Raw genomic sequence first — 13764 nt, 5'->3', positions numbered from 1 at the left:
CAAAGCGCGTATGCTTTGTAGCAGGAGGTGAATAGATGTTCCGTATGGCGTTGTTGACTGTCTTGATCTTGTTGGGCAAAGCCGTTCAGGCGGCACCACTGACGGGTGAATTCTCATCAATCGACGGGGGAACGTTGTCGTTGGAAGACTGGCGCGGACAGCCCGTGCTTGTGGTCAACACGGCGTCGCTTTGTAGCTTTACCGGTCAATACGCGGCGTTGCAGGAGCTGCACGAAACATATGAAGAACGCGGGCTGGTGGTACTGGCTGTCCCGTCGAATTCGTTCAAACAGGAGCTGGCGTCGTCGGAAGAGGTCAAGAGTTTTTGTGAGTTAAATTATGATCTTACGCTTCCGATGACGGATGTCACTCCAGTGAAAGGTTCCGATGCCCATCCGTTTTATCGGGCCGTTGCTGCGCAGACCGGCTTTGTCCCGAAATGGAATTTCAACAAAGTGCTCATTGGACCAGAGGGTGAGGTCGTCGCAACCTATGGGTCAAGCACCAAGCCAAACGCGCCCAAACTGATAGATCAAGTTGAGGCGCTGCTGCGCTGACCGGGTTCTCGCGACAGCTGTACGGCAAGAATTCCCAGCGTTGTGATCAGAACCCCCACCGCATCCAGCGGGCCCAGCTTCTCACCCAGCAGAATGGCGGCGATGGTGACGCCGAAAACCGGGTTGAGGAAGTGGAACGTCGCCGCACGGATCGGGCCGATGCGATCCAGAAGCAGGAACCAGATGAAAGTCGCCAGCAGTCCCGGGAACAGCGTGGTGTAGGTGAAGGCCAGCACAAAAGGCAGTGTGGCGTGGATATAGATCGTCTCGAATACTGGGGCGGCGAGAAACAGCGCCGCTGATCCGATCAGCATCTGTAGCCCGACCACCATCATGAAATTCCCACCCGAAGTAGCCCCCCGAACAGCCAAGGTGGCAAAGGTCAGCGCCAGCGCCCCGATTCCGCAGAGCAAAACCCCGAACAGATCGACACCTGCGCTGATCCGGCTACCCATGATCAGGGCGACACCAACGAAACCCGCAAGCAAGCCGAAGATGCCCAGCGGGCGCATCCGCTCACCCAGCAGCAGCCAGCCGGCCAGCGCTACCAGCAGGGGCATAGTCGAGGCGATGATCGCCGCGACGGAGGCTTCGACCGTCTGCATCGCGTAGAAATTCAGACCCAGATAAAGGGCATTCTGGCAGATTCCGAATAGGATTGTGGCGCGCCATTGGGTAGGCGTCAGATTCCAGCTCTGTCCCATGGCGCGCGCGATCGCCACGCCGAGCATTCCGGAAATGAGAAACCGCAGCGCAAGCGAGAACAGGGGTGAGGCATCGGCAACAATGATCCGTGCCGAGGTAAAGGCCGATGACCAGATCAGGGCAAACACAAGCCCCATAGCGATGGCGCGCAGATCCATTTCGGCCTCCTTGGGAAATTGGGGCGACTGTCACCGGTTTTCGCGACAACCGCAAGGAAAAGGGGCCGCCCGGTGGCGACCCCTTCGATCTTGTGATCTGTCTACGGTGATTTAGCCGTTGACGCTGTCCTTCAGGGCTTTCGCGATGGTCATCTTGACCACTTTGTCGGCCTCTTTCTTGAACTGCTCACCGGTCGCAGGGTTGCGCACCATGCGCTCGGGGCGCTCGCGGCAGTAGATTTTGCCAACGCCGGGCAGGGTCACGGCACCACCGGCGGATACTTCGCGGGTGATCAGGCCGGTCATGGCCTCCAGCGCAGCGTTTGCGGATTTCTTGTCAGTTCCCATTTCCTCAGCGAGAGCAGCCACCAGCTGAGTCTTTGTCATAGGCTTTGCCATTTCTTGGTCTCCTTAACGTGCCCGATCTATAGGGCCTCACCGCGTAACTGTAACGGGATATTGTGGCCGAACACAACGAATAGTAGCACCAGAAACCTCAAAAATAGGGGGAATTCGTTGCTTTTTTGCTTCAGAGAAAGGCCGTTTCGTCGAACGAACGCAATTTCCGGCTGTGCAAGCGTTCTAGCGGCATGCCGCGTAAGTGTTCCATCGCCCGGATTCCAATGGCCAGATGGCGGCTGACCTGAGTTGTATAGAATGCCGAAGCCATGCCGGGAAGCTTTAATTCACCGTGCAGAGGTTTGTCCGAGACACAGAGCAATGTGCCGTAAGGCACCCGGAACCGGTAGCCATTTGCAGCAATAGTCGCGCTTTCCATATCTAGCGCAATCGCACGGGACTGGCTGAGCCGTTGCACCGGCCCGGACTGATCGCGAAGCTCCCAGTTGCGGTTATCGACGGAGGCGACGGTGCCTGTCCGCATGATGCGTTTCAGCTCGTAGCCTTCCAACTCAGTTACCTCGGCCACAGCCTGTTCCAGAGCGACCTGGACTTCGGCCAGCGGTGGGATCGGCACCCAGACGGGCAGGTCGTCGTCCAGCACCTTGTCCTCGCGCAGGTAGGCATGTGCCAGTACGAAATCTCCCAGTGCCTGCGTGTTGCGCAGACCGGCGCAGTGACCAACCATCAACCAGGCGTGCGGGCGCAGAACCGCTATGTGGTCGGTGGCCGTTTTGGCATTCGATGGTCCGACGCCGATATTGACCAGCGTGATCCCAGACCCATCCGAGCGTTTCAGGTGGTAGGTTGGCATTTGCGGCAGTTTCAACGGCTGTTCGATTGCCGCTTCTGGGTCAGCGATCTCGACATTTCCAGTCGAGACAAAGCTGGTATAGCCGCTGCCGGGATCGGACAATTGCGCGCGCGCATAGTTTTCGAATTCAGAGACGTAGAACTGATAGTTTGTGAACAGAACGTGGTTCTGGAAATGGCTCGGGTCCGTTGCGGTGTAATGCGACAGCCGAGCAAGAGAGTAATCTACGCGCTGGGCGGTGAATAGCGCCAGAGGCTCCGCATCGTTCTCAGGCTCGTTGATGCCATTTACGATGTCGTCATTGGTTGTGTTCAGATCGGGCACATCAAACGCATCACGCAACGTGAAACCGGCTGCGCCTTGGTGCGGAACCACCAGATCCGGGTTGTTGGCCACGGCGAAATGCACCGGGATCGGGGTCTCCGAGGCTCCAATTGTTACCGGCTGATCGTGATTCTTGATCAATAGTGCGATTTGCTGGGTCAGATATGACCGGAACAGATCGGGCCGGGTGACCGTTGTCGCATGCGTGCCCGGTTCGGATACATGGCCAAAGCTTAGTCGGCTGTCGACCTGTGCGTAAGAAGAGGTCCTGATCCGGATTTCAGGGTAGAACGCCCGGAATCTTTCGGTAGGAGCGCCATTTTTGAGAGCGTCAGCAAACTTGTCGCACAGGAACTTTGTCGCTTGTTCATAAAGCTCTTCCAATCGCGCGACAGCGGCCAGCGGGTCTGTAAATTTCTCGGGGTTGGGAACGTCAGGGGTTTGGATCGTTGTCATGCAAGGGGTTCCAGAAGGTCAATCTTTTCAAATGTGCGTACGTCTATCAGCCCAAGGTCTGAGATCCGCAGCTCAGGGATCACGACTAGGGCCAACAATGAATGCTGCATATATGCGTTGTTGAGTTCACAGCCACAGGCTTTCATCGCCTCGACCATCTGTTCGGCTTTGGCTGCAACTTCGGCGGCTGGGCTGTCGGACATCAGACCCGCTATGGGCAATTCAACCAGCGCCAGTTCTTCACCGTCTCGAAAGATTGTGATGCCGCCGCCCACTTCCGCTAGTCGGTTTGCAGCCAGAGCCATCTGCTCGCGGTCAGTGCCGACAACGATCATATGGTGGCTGTCATGCGCCACGGTCGAGGCCATGGCCATTTTGCCCTGATATCCAAAACCCGACACAAAGGCGTTGGTTACACCACCCGTGGCGCGGTGGCGTTCAACCAACGCGATCTGGCAAACCTGGCCTTCGCCCTCAACAAGCCCTTCGATAATAGGCAATTCTGACTTCAGCGCCTGCGTCGGGGCTTGATTCTCAACGACGCCGATCACATTAGCCATGACGCGGTTGGCGCCAGAGGGGGCTGTAATCTCAAAATCGGTCGAAGACAGCTCATGTCCCAGATGGACAGTGTTCCGTGCCTTGGCAGGCCAATCCAGATGCGGACAGTCGACTGTCACCGTTCCGTTTTCAGCCACGACCTGGCCCCGCGCAATAACTGTTTCGATTGGCAGGCTGGTCAGGTCAGAACTCAGAAAAATGTCGGCTCGCCGACCCGGCGTGATCGAGCCGATCTCACGTTCCAACCCAAAATGAGTCGCGGTGTTAATGGTAGCCATTTGAAGCGCGACCAGAGGATCACATCCGCACGAGATTGCATGGCGCACCACACGGTTCATATGACCATCATTGACCAGAGTACCCGAATGGCAGTCGTCAGTACACAGAATGAAGTTGCGCGGATCCAGCCCCTTTTCGGTCACGGCAGTGATCTGGCTTTCCACATCATACCAGGCAGACCCCAGCCGCATCATCGACCGCATCCCCTGACGGACCCGAGCAATGGCATCGTCCTCGCAGGTGCCTTCATGGTCATCAGCGGGGCCACCAGCGACGTATGCTGCAAAATCAGACCCTAAATCAGGCGATGCATAGTGCCCGCCCACTGTTTTTCCCGCTCGCTGCGTGGCAGCAATTTCCGCAAGCATCTTCGGGTCGCTATGTATGACCCCGGGAAAGTTCATCATCTCTCCCAACCCAATAATGCCGGGCCACGACATCGCTTCAGCCACATCCTCGGCTGTAATCTCATATCCTGTGGTCTCCAGGCCCGGTGCCGAAGGTGCGCAGGACGGCATCTGGGTAAAGATATTCACGGGCTGCATAAGCGCTTCGTCATGCATCAGGCGCACGCCTTCAAGGCCAAGCACATTGGCGATCTCATGCGGGTCGGTGAACATCGAGGTGGTGCCATGTGGAATGACTGCGCGGGCAAACTCTGCAGGCGTCAGCATGCCCGATTCGATATGCATATGCGCGTCGCAAAGTCCGGGAATCATATACCGGCCGTCTGCCTCGATGACCTGAGTTTCAGGACCGATGCAATAGGAGGCATCCGGACCCACAAAGGCCACGCGTCCCGCAGCGATGGCGACATCATGATCCGGCAGGGCTTCTCGGCTGTGTACATTCACCCAGATACCGCCGCGGATCACCATATCGGCAGCTTCGCGGCCTGCAGCAACAGCGATAAGACGAGGGGTGGTATCGGGCCAATTTGGGAAGGGAGTGTATTCCATGGCCCAACTTTCACGAATGAAGCAAAAGGTGCAACCCCCACCGGTAAGGTATCATCCAATCATCACAATTCATGCCAACCGCAGCGCGCCAGCGCTGCTACGCCCAACCAGAGGAAATGCCCAAAGGGCATTGAGGATGGGCGGGAGCGTCCCGGTCTAGCTTTGAGTGTCGGCTGCGATTTCGGAGCGCAGCCAGTCAACAAAAACCAATGCGCCGGGGGTTTCCTCAGCTTGAGGTGACAGCAGCAAATAATATGCCTCGGGCATGGCGGCACGGTGAGAGAACGGCGCAATTAGGCGACCTTCGTCAAGTAGGCGTTTGGCGATCATGTCATGGGCCAGGCACAACCCGCCTCCAGCCATCGCGACTGACAGGCTGACCAGATAGGTTGTTGAATAGGTAACCTGCGGTTTCTCCCAAGTTAGACCCTGTTCCGTGATCCAGCTCTCCCAATTCGACAGCAAGTTCGAACAATCAAAAAGAGGCTGCCTTTGCAAGGTTTCAAGTGTTACCTTGAAGCCCGGAGCACAGACGGGATAATAGTGATCGGTCTGCAATAGTTCTGTGCGCACCGTGTCGGCCGGACGCAGCGAATATCGAATTTCGACCGCCGCACCCTCAGCCATTTCGCGTGGCTCCCACAGCTCGGTGAAGATGTTCAAATGCACATCCGGGTGCAGTTTCCGAAACCGGGGAAGACGCGGCGCCAGCCAGTTGACGGCAAATGTTATGTTGCTCTGCACTTGAACCGCGTTTTGTTGCGCCCCCGTGACGGCCTGAGTGCCCCTTACAAGCGTCCGAAAAGCTTCGCGCACAACCGGCAGATAGGTGATGCCTGCTTCGGTCAGTTCCAGTGCGCGCGGGCGACGCAGGAACAACGGCTGGCCCAGATACCCCTCCAGCGATTTGACCTGCTGACTAACCGCACTTTGCGTCATATTCAGATCCCGTGCCGCACCTGTAAACGACAGGTGACGGGCTGCTGCTTCAAATGTGCGCAGCCAACCCAGAGGAGGAAGTGGTTTCCGCATATGCATAACTCCGCCAGTAGTTTTACTTATGAATTAGGTGTGTTTTTTTCGTTGGTCAAACTTTTGCAGTGCAGGCACGATTTACCCAATGCCCCAATCGCCCCACGAAGGAGTCCGGTATGAGCGTCACCAACCTGCGCCCCAACATTGATCATTGGTCCGAACGTGTTGATATGGCCGCAGCCTTCCGCTGGACCGAGCGTCTCAACATGCATGAAGGGGTGGCGAACCATTTTAGCCTGGCGGTCAATGCAGACGGCACGCAGTTTCTGATGAATGCCAACCAGATGCATTTCTCGCGGATCAAAGCGTCAAATCTGCTGCTACTGGATGCCAACGACAATAATGTCATGGATCAGCCCGGAGCGCCGGACCCGACGGCATGGGGGTTGCACGGATCAATCCACCGCCATTGCCCCCATGCGCGTTGTGTGATGCACGTGCATTCGATTTTTGCGACGGTTCTGGCCTCACTGGCGGACAGCACCCTGCCGCCGATTGATCAAAATACCGCAACCTTCTTCAATCGCTATGTGATCGATGAGGAATTCGGCGGTCTGGCGTTCGAAAGCGAGGGTGAACGATGTGCTTCGATGCTGTCAGACCCGAAGAAAAAGGTTATGATCATGGGCAATCATGGGGTTCTGGTGATCGGTGACAGCCCTGCAGATGCCTTTAATAGACTCTACTATTTTGAACGCGCCGCCGAAACTTACATCCGTGCGCTTCAAACTGGCCAGCCCTTGCGCATTCTGTCCGACGAAATTGCGGAAAAGACCGCACAGGAATTGGATGACTATCCCGGTCAGGCCGAGGCGCATCTGCGCGAAATTAAAGCAGTCTTGGATGCCGAAGGCTCGGACTACGCAACCTAAATACCCCCTCTAAGGAGTTTCAGCCATGACTGACGTTCATGATGCAGAAGCCGCCCGCTGGAATTACCGCCCCGACGGTCCGGTCGGTCTGAATCCTTTGTTCAACTGGCCGCCGCGCCCCGCAGAGATCCTGCGTTGGTACAGAGGGGCTTGGCTGCCGCTTACGTCGCTGACTCTGTGCATGGCCTTGGCAATGGTTGCATATCTTGCGTTTTTGCCTGCATTAGAGACTATGCAATCCTTCGCGCCTGGTTGGATGTTCCGCGTTTGGCTATTGAACATGCTCCCTCAGATCCTGGTTGCTGGAGGCCTGCATTGGTGGCTTTACATGCGCAAAGCGCAGGGCATGTATAAAAAGTTTGACCGTCGGGACCTGACTCGGAGCAACGGTTCATTCACTTTTCGAAACCAGGTTTTGGATAATATCTGGTGGACCTTGGGCAGCGCGATGACTGTGGCCACGGTCTATCAATGGATAATCTATTGGGCGATGGCGAACGGCTACGTGCCAGTCATAACTTGGGCCGCAGCGCCGGTCTGGTTCGTGATCTGGATGCTGCTGATTCCGATGTGGTCCGGGCTGCATTTCTACTGGGTCCATCGGTTGGAGCATCACCCGAAACTCTATAAACACGTCCATGCCGTGCATCACCGCAACGTCAATATCGGGCCGTGGTCAGGGATATCGAACCACTGGTATGAAAACCTGCTTTATTTTTCGACCTACTTCATCCATCTGATCGTGCCCTCGCACCCGCTGCATCTGTTGTTTCATGTTTACTTTCAGCAGATCAGCCCGGTTCTGTCCCATTCGGGCTTTGAAAAGCTAAAGGCTGGCGAGACGGACGCAGCGCGGGCAGGAGATTTCTTCCATCAGCTTCATCACCGGTATTTCGAGTGCAACTATGGCACTTCTGAGATTCCGTTCGACAAGTGGTTCGGGACCTATCACGACGGCTCAGCTGAGGCGACAACACGGACTCGGGCGTATAAGAAGCAGATGTATACCTAGGTGTCTAATGCTGCGAAGGTCCGGACATAGTCAAAATCGCGGTGATTAGTGTCTGATCAGCCCTTTTCGAACAGCGCGATTAAAGCAATGTCATCCTTGTTGGGGCCGGCGGCTAGCTCACCATATATACGCACCTCGGCAAATGACAGATTGCTGATTTGTTCAGCCTCGAGAGCGCCGAATGCATAGGAAAACCCCAGTGCCTCAAAGTGCTTTGCGTTGATTGACAGTGCGAATTGTGCGCCGGGACGCGCGACCCGCAAGAGCGCGGGCAAAGCCTCGGGCCCCAGATGGCCATGTGTGAACGTTCCGGAGGAAACCACGCCTGCATAGCTGTCACGCGGGACGGGCAGGCCCTGATTCAGATCGGCCTCGATCGCGTCTCGGTAGATATCCTTGCGCATCGCCTGATCCAGCATTTCAGCACTTATATCAGTGGCGTCAATCGGGCCAACGCCCAGCCCCGCCAAAACTGCACCACATAACCCCGTTCCCGCTCCAACATCCAATACCGGCCCCTGACCACCGGCAGCAACGAAAGCGCGCGCTGTGTGGATGTGGAGTTGATAGTCTTCCAGTGCGGCAAAATTGTCGTCGTAGTCTCCGGCCCATTCAGCGTAGAGACGCTTGTTCTCTTCAGGCGACTTCAAGGAATAGGCGGCGCGTAGATCGGGTGTTTTGTTGCTCATACATCAATGAAGGCGCATCAGAGGATTCGAATCAAGTGCGTCCATCCGGCGCTTGCATCCCCGGGCCGGGCGGATCATCAAAGTAGCTATGACTCAGACACTTTTTTCATTCGGCCACGGCTATTCTGCCCGAGCGACATCGAAGCGACTTGATCCAGCATCCTGGCGGATCATCGGAACCTCGCGCGATCCAAAGCAAATTGAGACCATTCGCGCGTCGGGAGCCGAGCCGATTGTCTGGCCGGGGGAACGGCCTGACCTGGAAGGTGTCACACATGTATTGATCTCAACCGCGCCTACAGCAGATGGTGACCCTGTATTGGCAGAGTTGCGCGATGAGATTGCCGTCCGCGCCGGGCAATTCAAATGGGTTGGGTATCTGTCGACCACTGCGGTTTATGGTGATCACGATGGGGGTTGGGTGGATGAGACCACCGCGCCCGAACCTACCGCCGAACGAGGTCGGTGGCGCGTGCGTGCCGAAACGCAGTGGGCAGATATCCCGGACCTCCCGTTACATACATTCCGATTGGCTGGGATTTATGGGCCGGGGCGTGGACCGTTTTCCAAGCTCAAGAGAGGTGGCCTGAGACGGATCATTAAGCCGGGACAGGTATTCTCGCGTATTCACGTTGATGATATCGCGCAGGTGTTGATCGCATCGATGGCCAAACCCAATCCGGGCGCGGTCTACAATGTCTGCGATGATGAACCGGTGCCACCGCAGGATGTGATCGGCTATGCGGCCGAGCTGCAGGGACTGCCGTTACCGCCTGCTGTGCCGTTTGATGAGGCTGATCTGACTCCGATGGCCCGTAGTTTTTACGATGAAAACAAACGCGTTCGGAATGATCGGATTAAAGAAGAGTTGGGTATCTCACTGCTCTACCCAAATTACCGGGTTGGGTTAGAAGCGTTGATGGAACCCTCGTGATCACTGCGCCTTGTCAAGAAACAGATGCAGGTAGTATGGGGATGCGATGAAGGATCGCTCAGCCACCCTGAAGATTACGGTTTCTACTCTCACCCGGCAGCGCCCCGAAATGCTGGCTGCATTGATCGAGAGCTGGGGCGAGATGAAGCTGCCGCCTGATTGCTCAGTGCGATGCCTTGTGGTCGAAAACGACAGTTCACCTCTTAGCGAGGATACCGTGCGGGCAGCGGGGGCTGTTCTGCCCAACGGGGCGGGTCTGGATTATGTCCTTGAAACCGAGCCTGGCATTCCTTTCGGGCGCAACCGTGCAGCGCGCGAGGCGCTTGAACAGGGTTCGGATCTACTCTGTTTTGTTGATGATGATGAAGTGGTGGCATCCGATTGGCTTGAGAGTTTGGTTGCCGGTTATCGCAAGAGTTCCTCTGTGTTGTTGGGTGCGCCGCTCCGCGCCGCAGGGCCGACTGGGCAGGAAACCGCAATGCAGCGGCTGATGCTGCGCAACATCAGCAATCGATATCTCGACAAGGAAAACGCCGCCGCCAGGAAGGCGACATTGAACGATACCGGCGGTGTTACCATCGTGACCAACAACTGGCTGGGCGAGACGAGGTTGTTCAGCGAAACCGGGCTTTGGTTCGATGAGACCATGCGGATGACGGGCGGAACGGACGCAAAGTTCTACGCCGAGACCGTTGCCGCCGGATTACCTGTGGGCTGGGTGCATGATGCGTTCGTGTATGAAACCATTCCACCCGAGCGTCTCTCGTTCTGGTATCAGGCAGCTCGGGGGCGGGACCAGTCCAACACGCATATGCGGCGCAAGCTTGACCAAAAGCCAACAAAGGCGATCTTGGGCTTCCTGAGCGCCCCCTTGCGGCTGGTGGCACTGCTGGTGGCAATCCTGTTGTTTCCGTTCCAACCGGATCGACGGTTGATCCAGATCGCCCGCACGGCTGGGTGGCTGGTCGGCGTATTGGGAATTCCCTTTGGCTACAAATCAGCCCTTTATAAGAAAGTCAGTGGCCACTGAACCTGTGTCGACAGACAACTTGACGCTGGCGCCAGTCAGGCAATTCACAGCAGTCAGCATCGTAGATCCATTTGCGTCGCCACCCCCACGTGCTCAAATTGCGAGTCAAGCTGAAGCCCAACGGTGAAAATGCAATCGCGTGCTTTAGCGTCCGGCTGCGCGAAGACGTTCAAGTGATAGTTTTGAGTTATCGATATCATCGAAAAACAAAACTTATGTGAATGGCTTGGATTTGCTAAATCTAAATCCAAACAGAAAGAACGAGTCGTTAATGCTATTTCCAACAATGAAGGCAGGGCCGATCCGCGCGATCCCGCGGAATGCCCATGCCAAGGACGAGCGCAAAAACACTCAAGACCCCTGTTTCTCGTTTCAAATTTAACCGCGCGACGCACACATCTAGCCAGTACTGGAGATCGATATGGACGGAAGTGATACCCCCAATATGGGCAAATGCCCGGTAATGCATGGCGCCGAGGCCCGGTCCAACCGGGATTGGTGGCCGAACCAACTGAACCTGTCGATTCTGCATCAGCATAGCCCTGCATCGAACCCGATGGGCGAGACATTCGACTATGCCGAAGAATTCAAAAAGCTCGACCTGAAGGCGCTGAAGGAAGACCTTTACGCGCTGATGACAGATTCGCAGGACTGGTGGCCTGCGGACTATGGTCACTATGGCGGCTTGTTTATCCGCATGGCGTGGCACGCGGCTGGCACCTATCGGACGGCGGATGGCCGCGGCGGCGCTTCGACAGGGAATCAGCGGTTCGCGCCACTGAACAGCTGGCCGGACAATGGCAACCTGGACAAAGCGCGCCGTCTGCTGTGGCCGATCAAGCAGAAATACGGCAACCAGATTTCCTGGGCTGACCTTTATATTCTGGCGGGCAACTGCGCGATTGAATCCATGGGTGGAACGACCTTTGGCTTCTCGGGTGGCCGCGAAGACATCTGGGCACCCGAAGAAGACATCTATTGGGGTGCCGAGACCGAATGGCTGGCCCCAACCGAGAACCCGCACAGCCGCTATTCGGGTGAGCGTGATCTGGAAAACCCGTTGGCCGCCGTTCAGATGGGTCTGATCTATGTGAACCCCGAAGGTCCCGATGGTGAGCCGAACGTTCTGGCCTCGGGCCGCGACATCCGTGACACCTTTGGTCGGATGGCAATGAACGACGAGGAAACCGTCGCTCTGGTCGCGGGTGGCCACACTTTTGGCAAGGCGCATGGTGCGGGCGACCCCAACCTGGTCGGCCCCGAACCCGAAGCCGCCCCGATCGAGGATATGGGCTTTGGCTGGATCAACGACTTCGGAACCGGCAAGGGTGACGACACGACCACCTCGGGCATTGAAGGCGCGTGGACCGCGAACCCGATCAAGTGGGACAATGGCTATTTCGATCTGTTGTTCGGCTATGATTGGAACCTGACCAAAAGTCCCTCGGGCGCTTGGATCTGGGAACCGGTCGGCGTGAAAGTCGAAGACATGGCGCCGGCGGCGCATGATCCGTCCAAGAAGGTCAAGACCATGATGACCACCGCCGACATGGCGATGCGCATGGATCCGATCTACGGCCCGATCTCGAAACGCTTCCACGAAAACCCGGAAGAGTTCGCCGACGCCTTCGCTCGCGCCTGGTTCAAACTGACCCACCGCGACATGGGTCCACGTGCGCGTTATCTGGGAGCAGAAGCTCCGAGCGAAGAGCTCATATGGCAAGACAATGTCCCTGCCGTCGATCATGCGCTTATTGACGACGCCGATGTGGCCGATCTCAAAGCAAAGATACTCGCAACCGGGTTGTCGGTTTCGGATCTGGTGTCGACCGCGTGGGCTTCGGCTTCAACCTTCCGCGGATCGGACATGCGTGGCGGTGCCAACGGTGCGCGTATTCGCCTGGCCCCGCAGAAAGATTGGGAGGTCAACGAGCCGCTGAAACTGTCTAACGCGCTGGGTGCGCTGGAAGGGGTTCAGGCTGCGTTCAATGATGGACAGTCTGGTGGCAAGAAAGTTTCCTTGGCAGATATTATTGTCCTAGGTGGCGCTGCAGCCATCGAACAGGCAGCCAAAGCCGCAGGCCATGACGTTGACGTGCCCTTTACCCCGGGCCGCACCGATGCCGCGCAAGAGCAGACGGATGTGGACAGCTTTGCAGTGATGGAACCCATCGCCGATGGTTTCCGCAACTACCTGCACAAGGAATACTCGATTCCGGCCGAGGCTCTGCTGGTGGACAAGGCGCAATTGCTGACACTGTCCGCGCCTGAGATGACGGCACTTGTCGGTGGGATGCGGGTGCTGGGCGCAAACTTCGGTGGTACCTCTCATGGAGTGCTCACCGACCGGGTTGGTACGCTCAGCACTGATTTCTTTGTGAATCTTTTGGATATGGGTACCGAGTGGAAGCCGTCAGGTGATGGCGTCTACGAGGGTCGTGATCGGGCGAGCGGCGAAGTGAAGTGGACAGGTACCCGCGCGGATCTGGTTTTTGGGTCGAACTCGCAGTTGCGGGCGCTGGCCGAGGTCTATGGTCAGGACGATGCGGGCGGTAAATTTGTCTGTGACTTCGTTTCGGCCTGGAACAAGGTGATGAACGCGGATCGATATGATTTGAACTAACCCTGTGACAACCGCGGTGAATTGCGCCGCCCGAGGAGACTCGGGCGGCGTTTTCATTCGCCCGAGTTTAGGTTGCCTACCGAGCATTGGGTATGATTCCGCTGAAAGGTCGTCCACTTCGTTGCTGTGAGTTTCTTTTTAGCAGGTTTGTGGGGTAAATTATGAAGCTAACATATTGTTTTCATTAAGATGGAGAAGAAACCGAGCGGAAATGTGAAGTTTTTTCAAAATGGGGGTTGCAGGTCTTAGACCTAATCCGTAAATACCCCTTCACCGGCGCTGCTGAGGCGGTTGCTGGGACGCTGGGAACGGCGGAGACGGGCCGGAGAGACGGTTGAGACGCATCGGAGAGACGGT

General features: G+C 56.6%; 12 protein-coding genes. 6 read left to right on the top strand and 6 right to left on the bottom strand.

The features are described 5' to 3' along the window. Positions 1-35 precede the first annotated feature (35 nt). Entirely contained in the window at positions 36-557 is a 522-nt protein-coding gene (locus tag ACR0MQ_RS21550; protein WP_480610754.1) for a glutathione peroxidase, read from the top strand. Here the strand turns inward: ACR0MQ_RS21550 and ACR0MQ_RS21545 are convergent. The 5 genes from ACR0MQ_RS21545 to ACR0MQ_RS21525 form a co-directional block, all read right to left on the bottom strand. Next, a complete protein-coding gene (locus tag ACR0MQ_RS21545; protein ID WP_480610751.1) occupies positions 533-1420 on the bottom strand; it encodes a DMT family transporter in 888 nt (295 codons plus the stop codon). The genes ACR0MQ_RS21550 and ACR0MQ_RS21545 overlap by 25 nt on opposite strands. Positions 1421-1531: 111 nt before the next feature. Continuing rightward, positions 1532-1819, bottom strand: a complete 288-nt coding sequence (locus tag ACR0MQ_RS21540) for an HU family DNA-binding protein (protein WP_010442901.1) — start codon at positions 1817-1819, stop codon at positions 1532-1534. 130 nt (positions 1820-1949) lie between these two features. Further along, on the bottom strand, positions 1950-3413 hold the full coding sequence (locus tag ACR0MQ_RS21535) for an AMP nucleosidase (RefSeq protein ID WP_480610748.1): 1464 nt from the start codon (positions 3411-3413) through the stop codon (positions 1950-1952). Further along, positions 3410-5212: an adenine deaminase gene (ade, locus tag ACR0MQ_RS21530; protein WP_480610745.1), complete on the bottom strand. Its 1803-nt coding sequence runs from the start codon at positions 5210-5212 to the stop codon at positions 3410-3412. The genes ACR0MQ_RS21535 and ade overlap by 4 nt, the downstream gene beginning before the upstream one ends. A gap of 156 nt (positions 5213-5368) precedes the next feature. Further along, a complete protein-coding gene (locus ACR0MQ_RS21525) occupies positions 5369-6244 on the bottom strand; it encodes a LysR family transcriptional regulator (RefSeq protein WP_170773794.1) in 876 nt (291 codons plus the stop codon). A 119-nt stretch (positions 6245-6363) separates the two neighbouring features. Here ACR0MQ_RS21525 and ACR0MQ_RS21520 point away from each other — a divergent pair, with 119 nt between their 5' ends. Next, positions 6364-7119 (top strand): class II aldolase and adducin N-terminal domain-containing protein, encoded by a 756-nt coding sequence (locus ACR0MQ_RS21520; protein ID WP_480610742.1) that lies wholly within the window; start codon positions 6364-6366, stop codon positions 7117-7119. A 25-nt stretch (positions 7120-7144) separates the two neighbouring features. Beyond that, positions 7145-8131, top strand: coding sequence for a sterol desaturase family protein (locus ACR0MQ_RS21515; RefSeq protein WP_480610739.1), 987 nt, complete (start codon positions 7145-7147; stop codon positions 8129-8131). Positions 8132-8187: 56 nt separating this feature from the next. On the opposite strand, the gene ACR0MQ_RS21510 is transcribed toward ACR0MQ_RS21515, so the two are convergent. Beyond that, the gene (locus ACR0MQ_RS21510) at positions 8188-8820 is read right to left on the bottom strand and encodes a class I SAM-dependent methyltransferase (protein WP_170470938.1); all 633 of its coding nucleotides are present in this window, start codon (positions 8818-8820) and stop codon (positions 8188-8190) included. A gap of 88 nt (positions 8821-8908) precedes the next feature. Between ACR0MQ_RS21510 and ACR0MQ_RS21505 the strand changes: the two genes are divergently transcribed. The 3 genes from ACR0MQ_RS21505 to katG all read left to right on the top strand — a co-directional run bounded on the left by ACR0MQ_RS21505 (position 8909) and on the right by katG (position 13407). Continuing rightward, positions 8909-9754 (top strand): SDR family oxidoreductase, encoded by an 846-nt coding sequence (locus ACR0MQ_RS21505; protein WP_480610735.1) that lies wholly within the window; start codon positions 8909-8911, stop codon positions 9752-9754. 46 nt (positions 9755-9800) lie between these two features. Next, complete coding sequence (locus ACR0MQ_RS21500) at positions 9801-10784, top strand: glycosyltransferase (RefSeq protein ID WP_170773801.1); 984 nt, start codon at positions 9801-9803, stop codon at positions 10782-10784. Between the two features lie 421 nt (positions 10785-11205). Next, entirely contained in the window at positions 11206-13407 is a 2202-nt protein-coding gene (katG, locus tag ACR0MQ_RS21495; protein ID WP_170773803.1) for a catalase/peroxidase HPI, read from the top strand. Positions 13408-13764 lie beyond the last annotated feature (357 nt).

This window comes from Ruegeria sp. AN6, assembly GCF_056540425.1.
Note: the sequence above shows the minus strand (reverse complement) of the source record. Positions and strands in the feature narration are given on the sequence as shown.

Excerpts from the sequence above, each read along its gene's own strand:
- ACR0MQ_RS21520 (WP_480610742.1), top strand. The coding sequence starts at position 6,364 with ATGAGCGTCACCAACCTGCGCCCCAACATTGATCATTGGTCCGAACGT.
- ACR0MQ_RS21545 (WP_480610751.1), bottom strand. The coding sequence starts at position 1,420 with ATGGATCTGCGCGCCATCGCTATGGGGCTTGTGTTTGCCCTGATCTGG.
- ACR0MQ_RS21505 (WP_480610735.1), top strand. The coding sequence starts at position 8,909 with ATGACTCAGACACTTTTTTCATTCGGCCACGGCTATTCTGCCCGAGCG.
- ACR0MQ_RS21535 (WP_480610748.1), bottom strand. The coding sequence starts at position 3,413 with ATGACAACGATCCAAACCCCTGACGTTCCCAACCCCGAGAAATTTACA.
- ACR0MQ_RS21525 (WP_170773794.1), bottom strand. The coding sequence starts at position 6,244 with ATGCGGAAACCACTTCCTCCTCTGGGTTGGCTGCGCACATTTGAAGCA.
- katG (WP_170773803.1), top strand. The coding sequence starts at position 11,206 with ATGGACGGAAGTGATACCCCCAATATGGGCAAATGCCCGGTAATGCAT.
- ACR0MQ_RS21500 (WP_170773801.1), top strand. The coding sequence starts at position 9,801 with ATGAAGGATCGCTCAGCCACCCTGAAGATTACGGTTTCTACTCTCACC.
- ACR0MQ_RS21515 (WP_480610739.1), top strand. The coding sequence starts at position 7,145 with ATGACTGACGTTCATGATGCAGAAGCCGCCCGCTGGAATTACCGCCCC.
- ade (WP_480610745.1), bottom strand. The coding sequence starts at position 5,212 with ATGGAATACACTCCCTTCCCAAATTGGCCCGATACCACCCCTCGTCTT.
- ACR0MQ_RS21540 (WP_010442901.1), bottom strand. The coding sequence starts at position 1,819 with ATGGCAAAGCCTATGACAAAGACTCAGCTGGTGGCTGCTCTCGCTGAG.
- ACR0MQ_RS21510 (WP_170470938.1), bottom strand. The coding sequence starts at position 8,820 with ATGAGCAACAAAACACCCGATCTACGCGCCGCCTATTCCTTGAAGTCG.
- ACR0MQ_RS21550 (WP_480610754.1), top strand. The coding sequence starts at position 36 with ATGTTCCGTATGGCGTTGTTGACTGTCTTGATCTTGTTGGGCAAAGCC.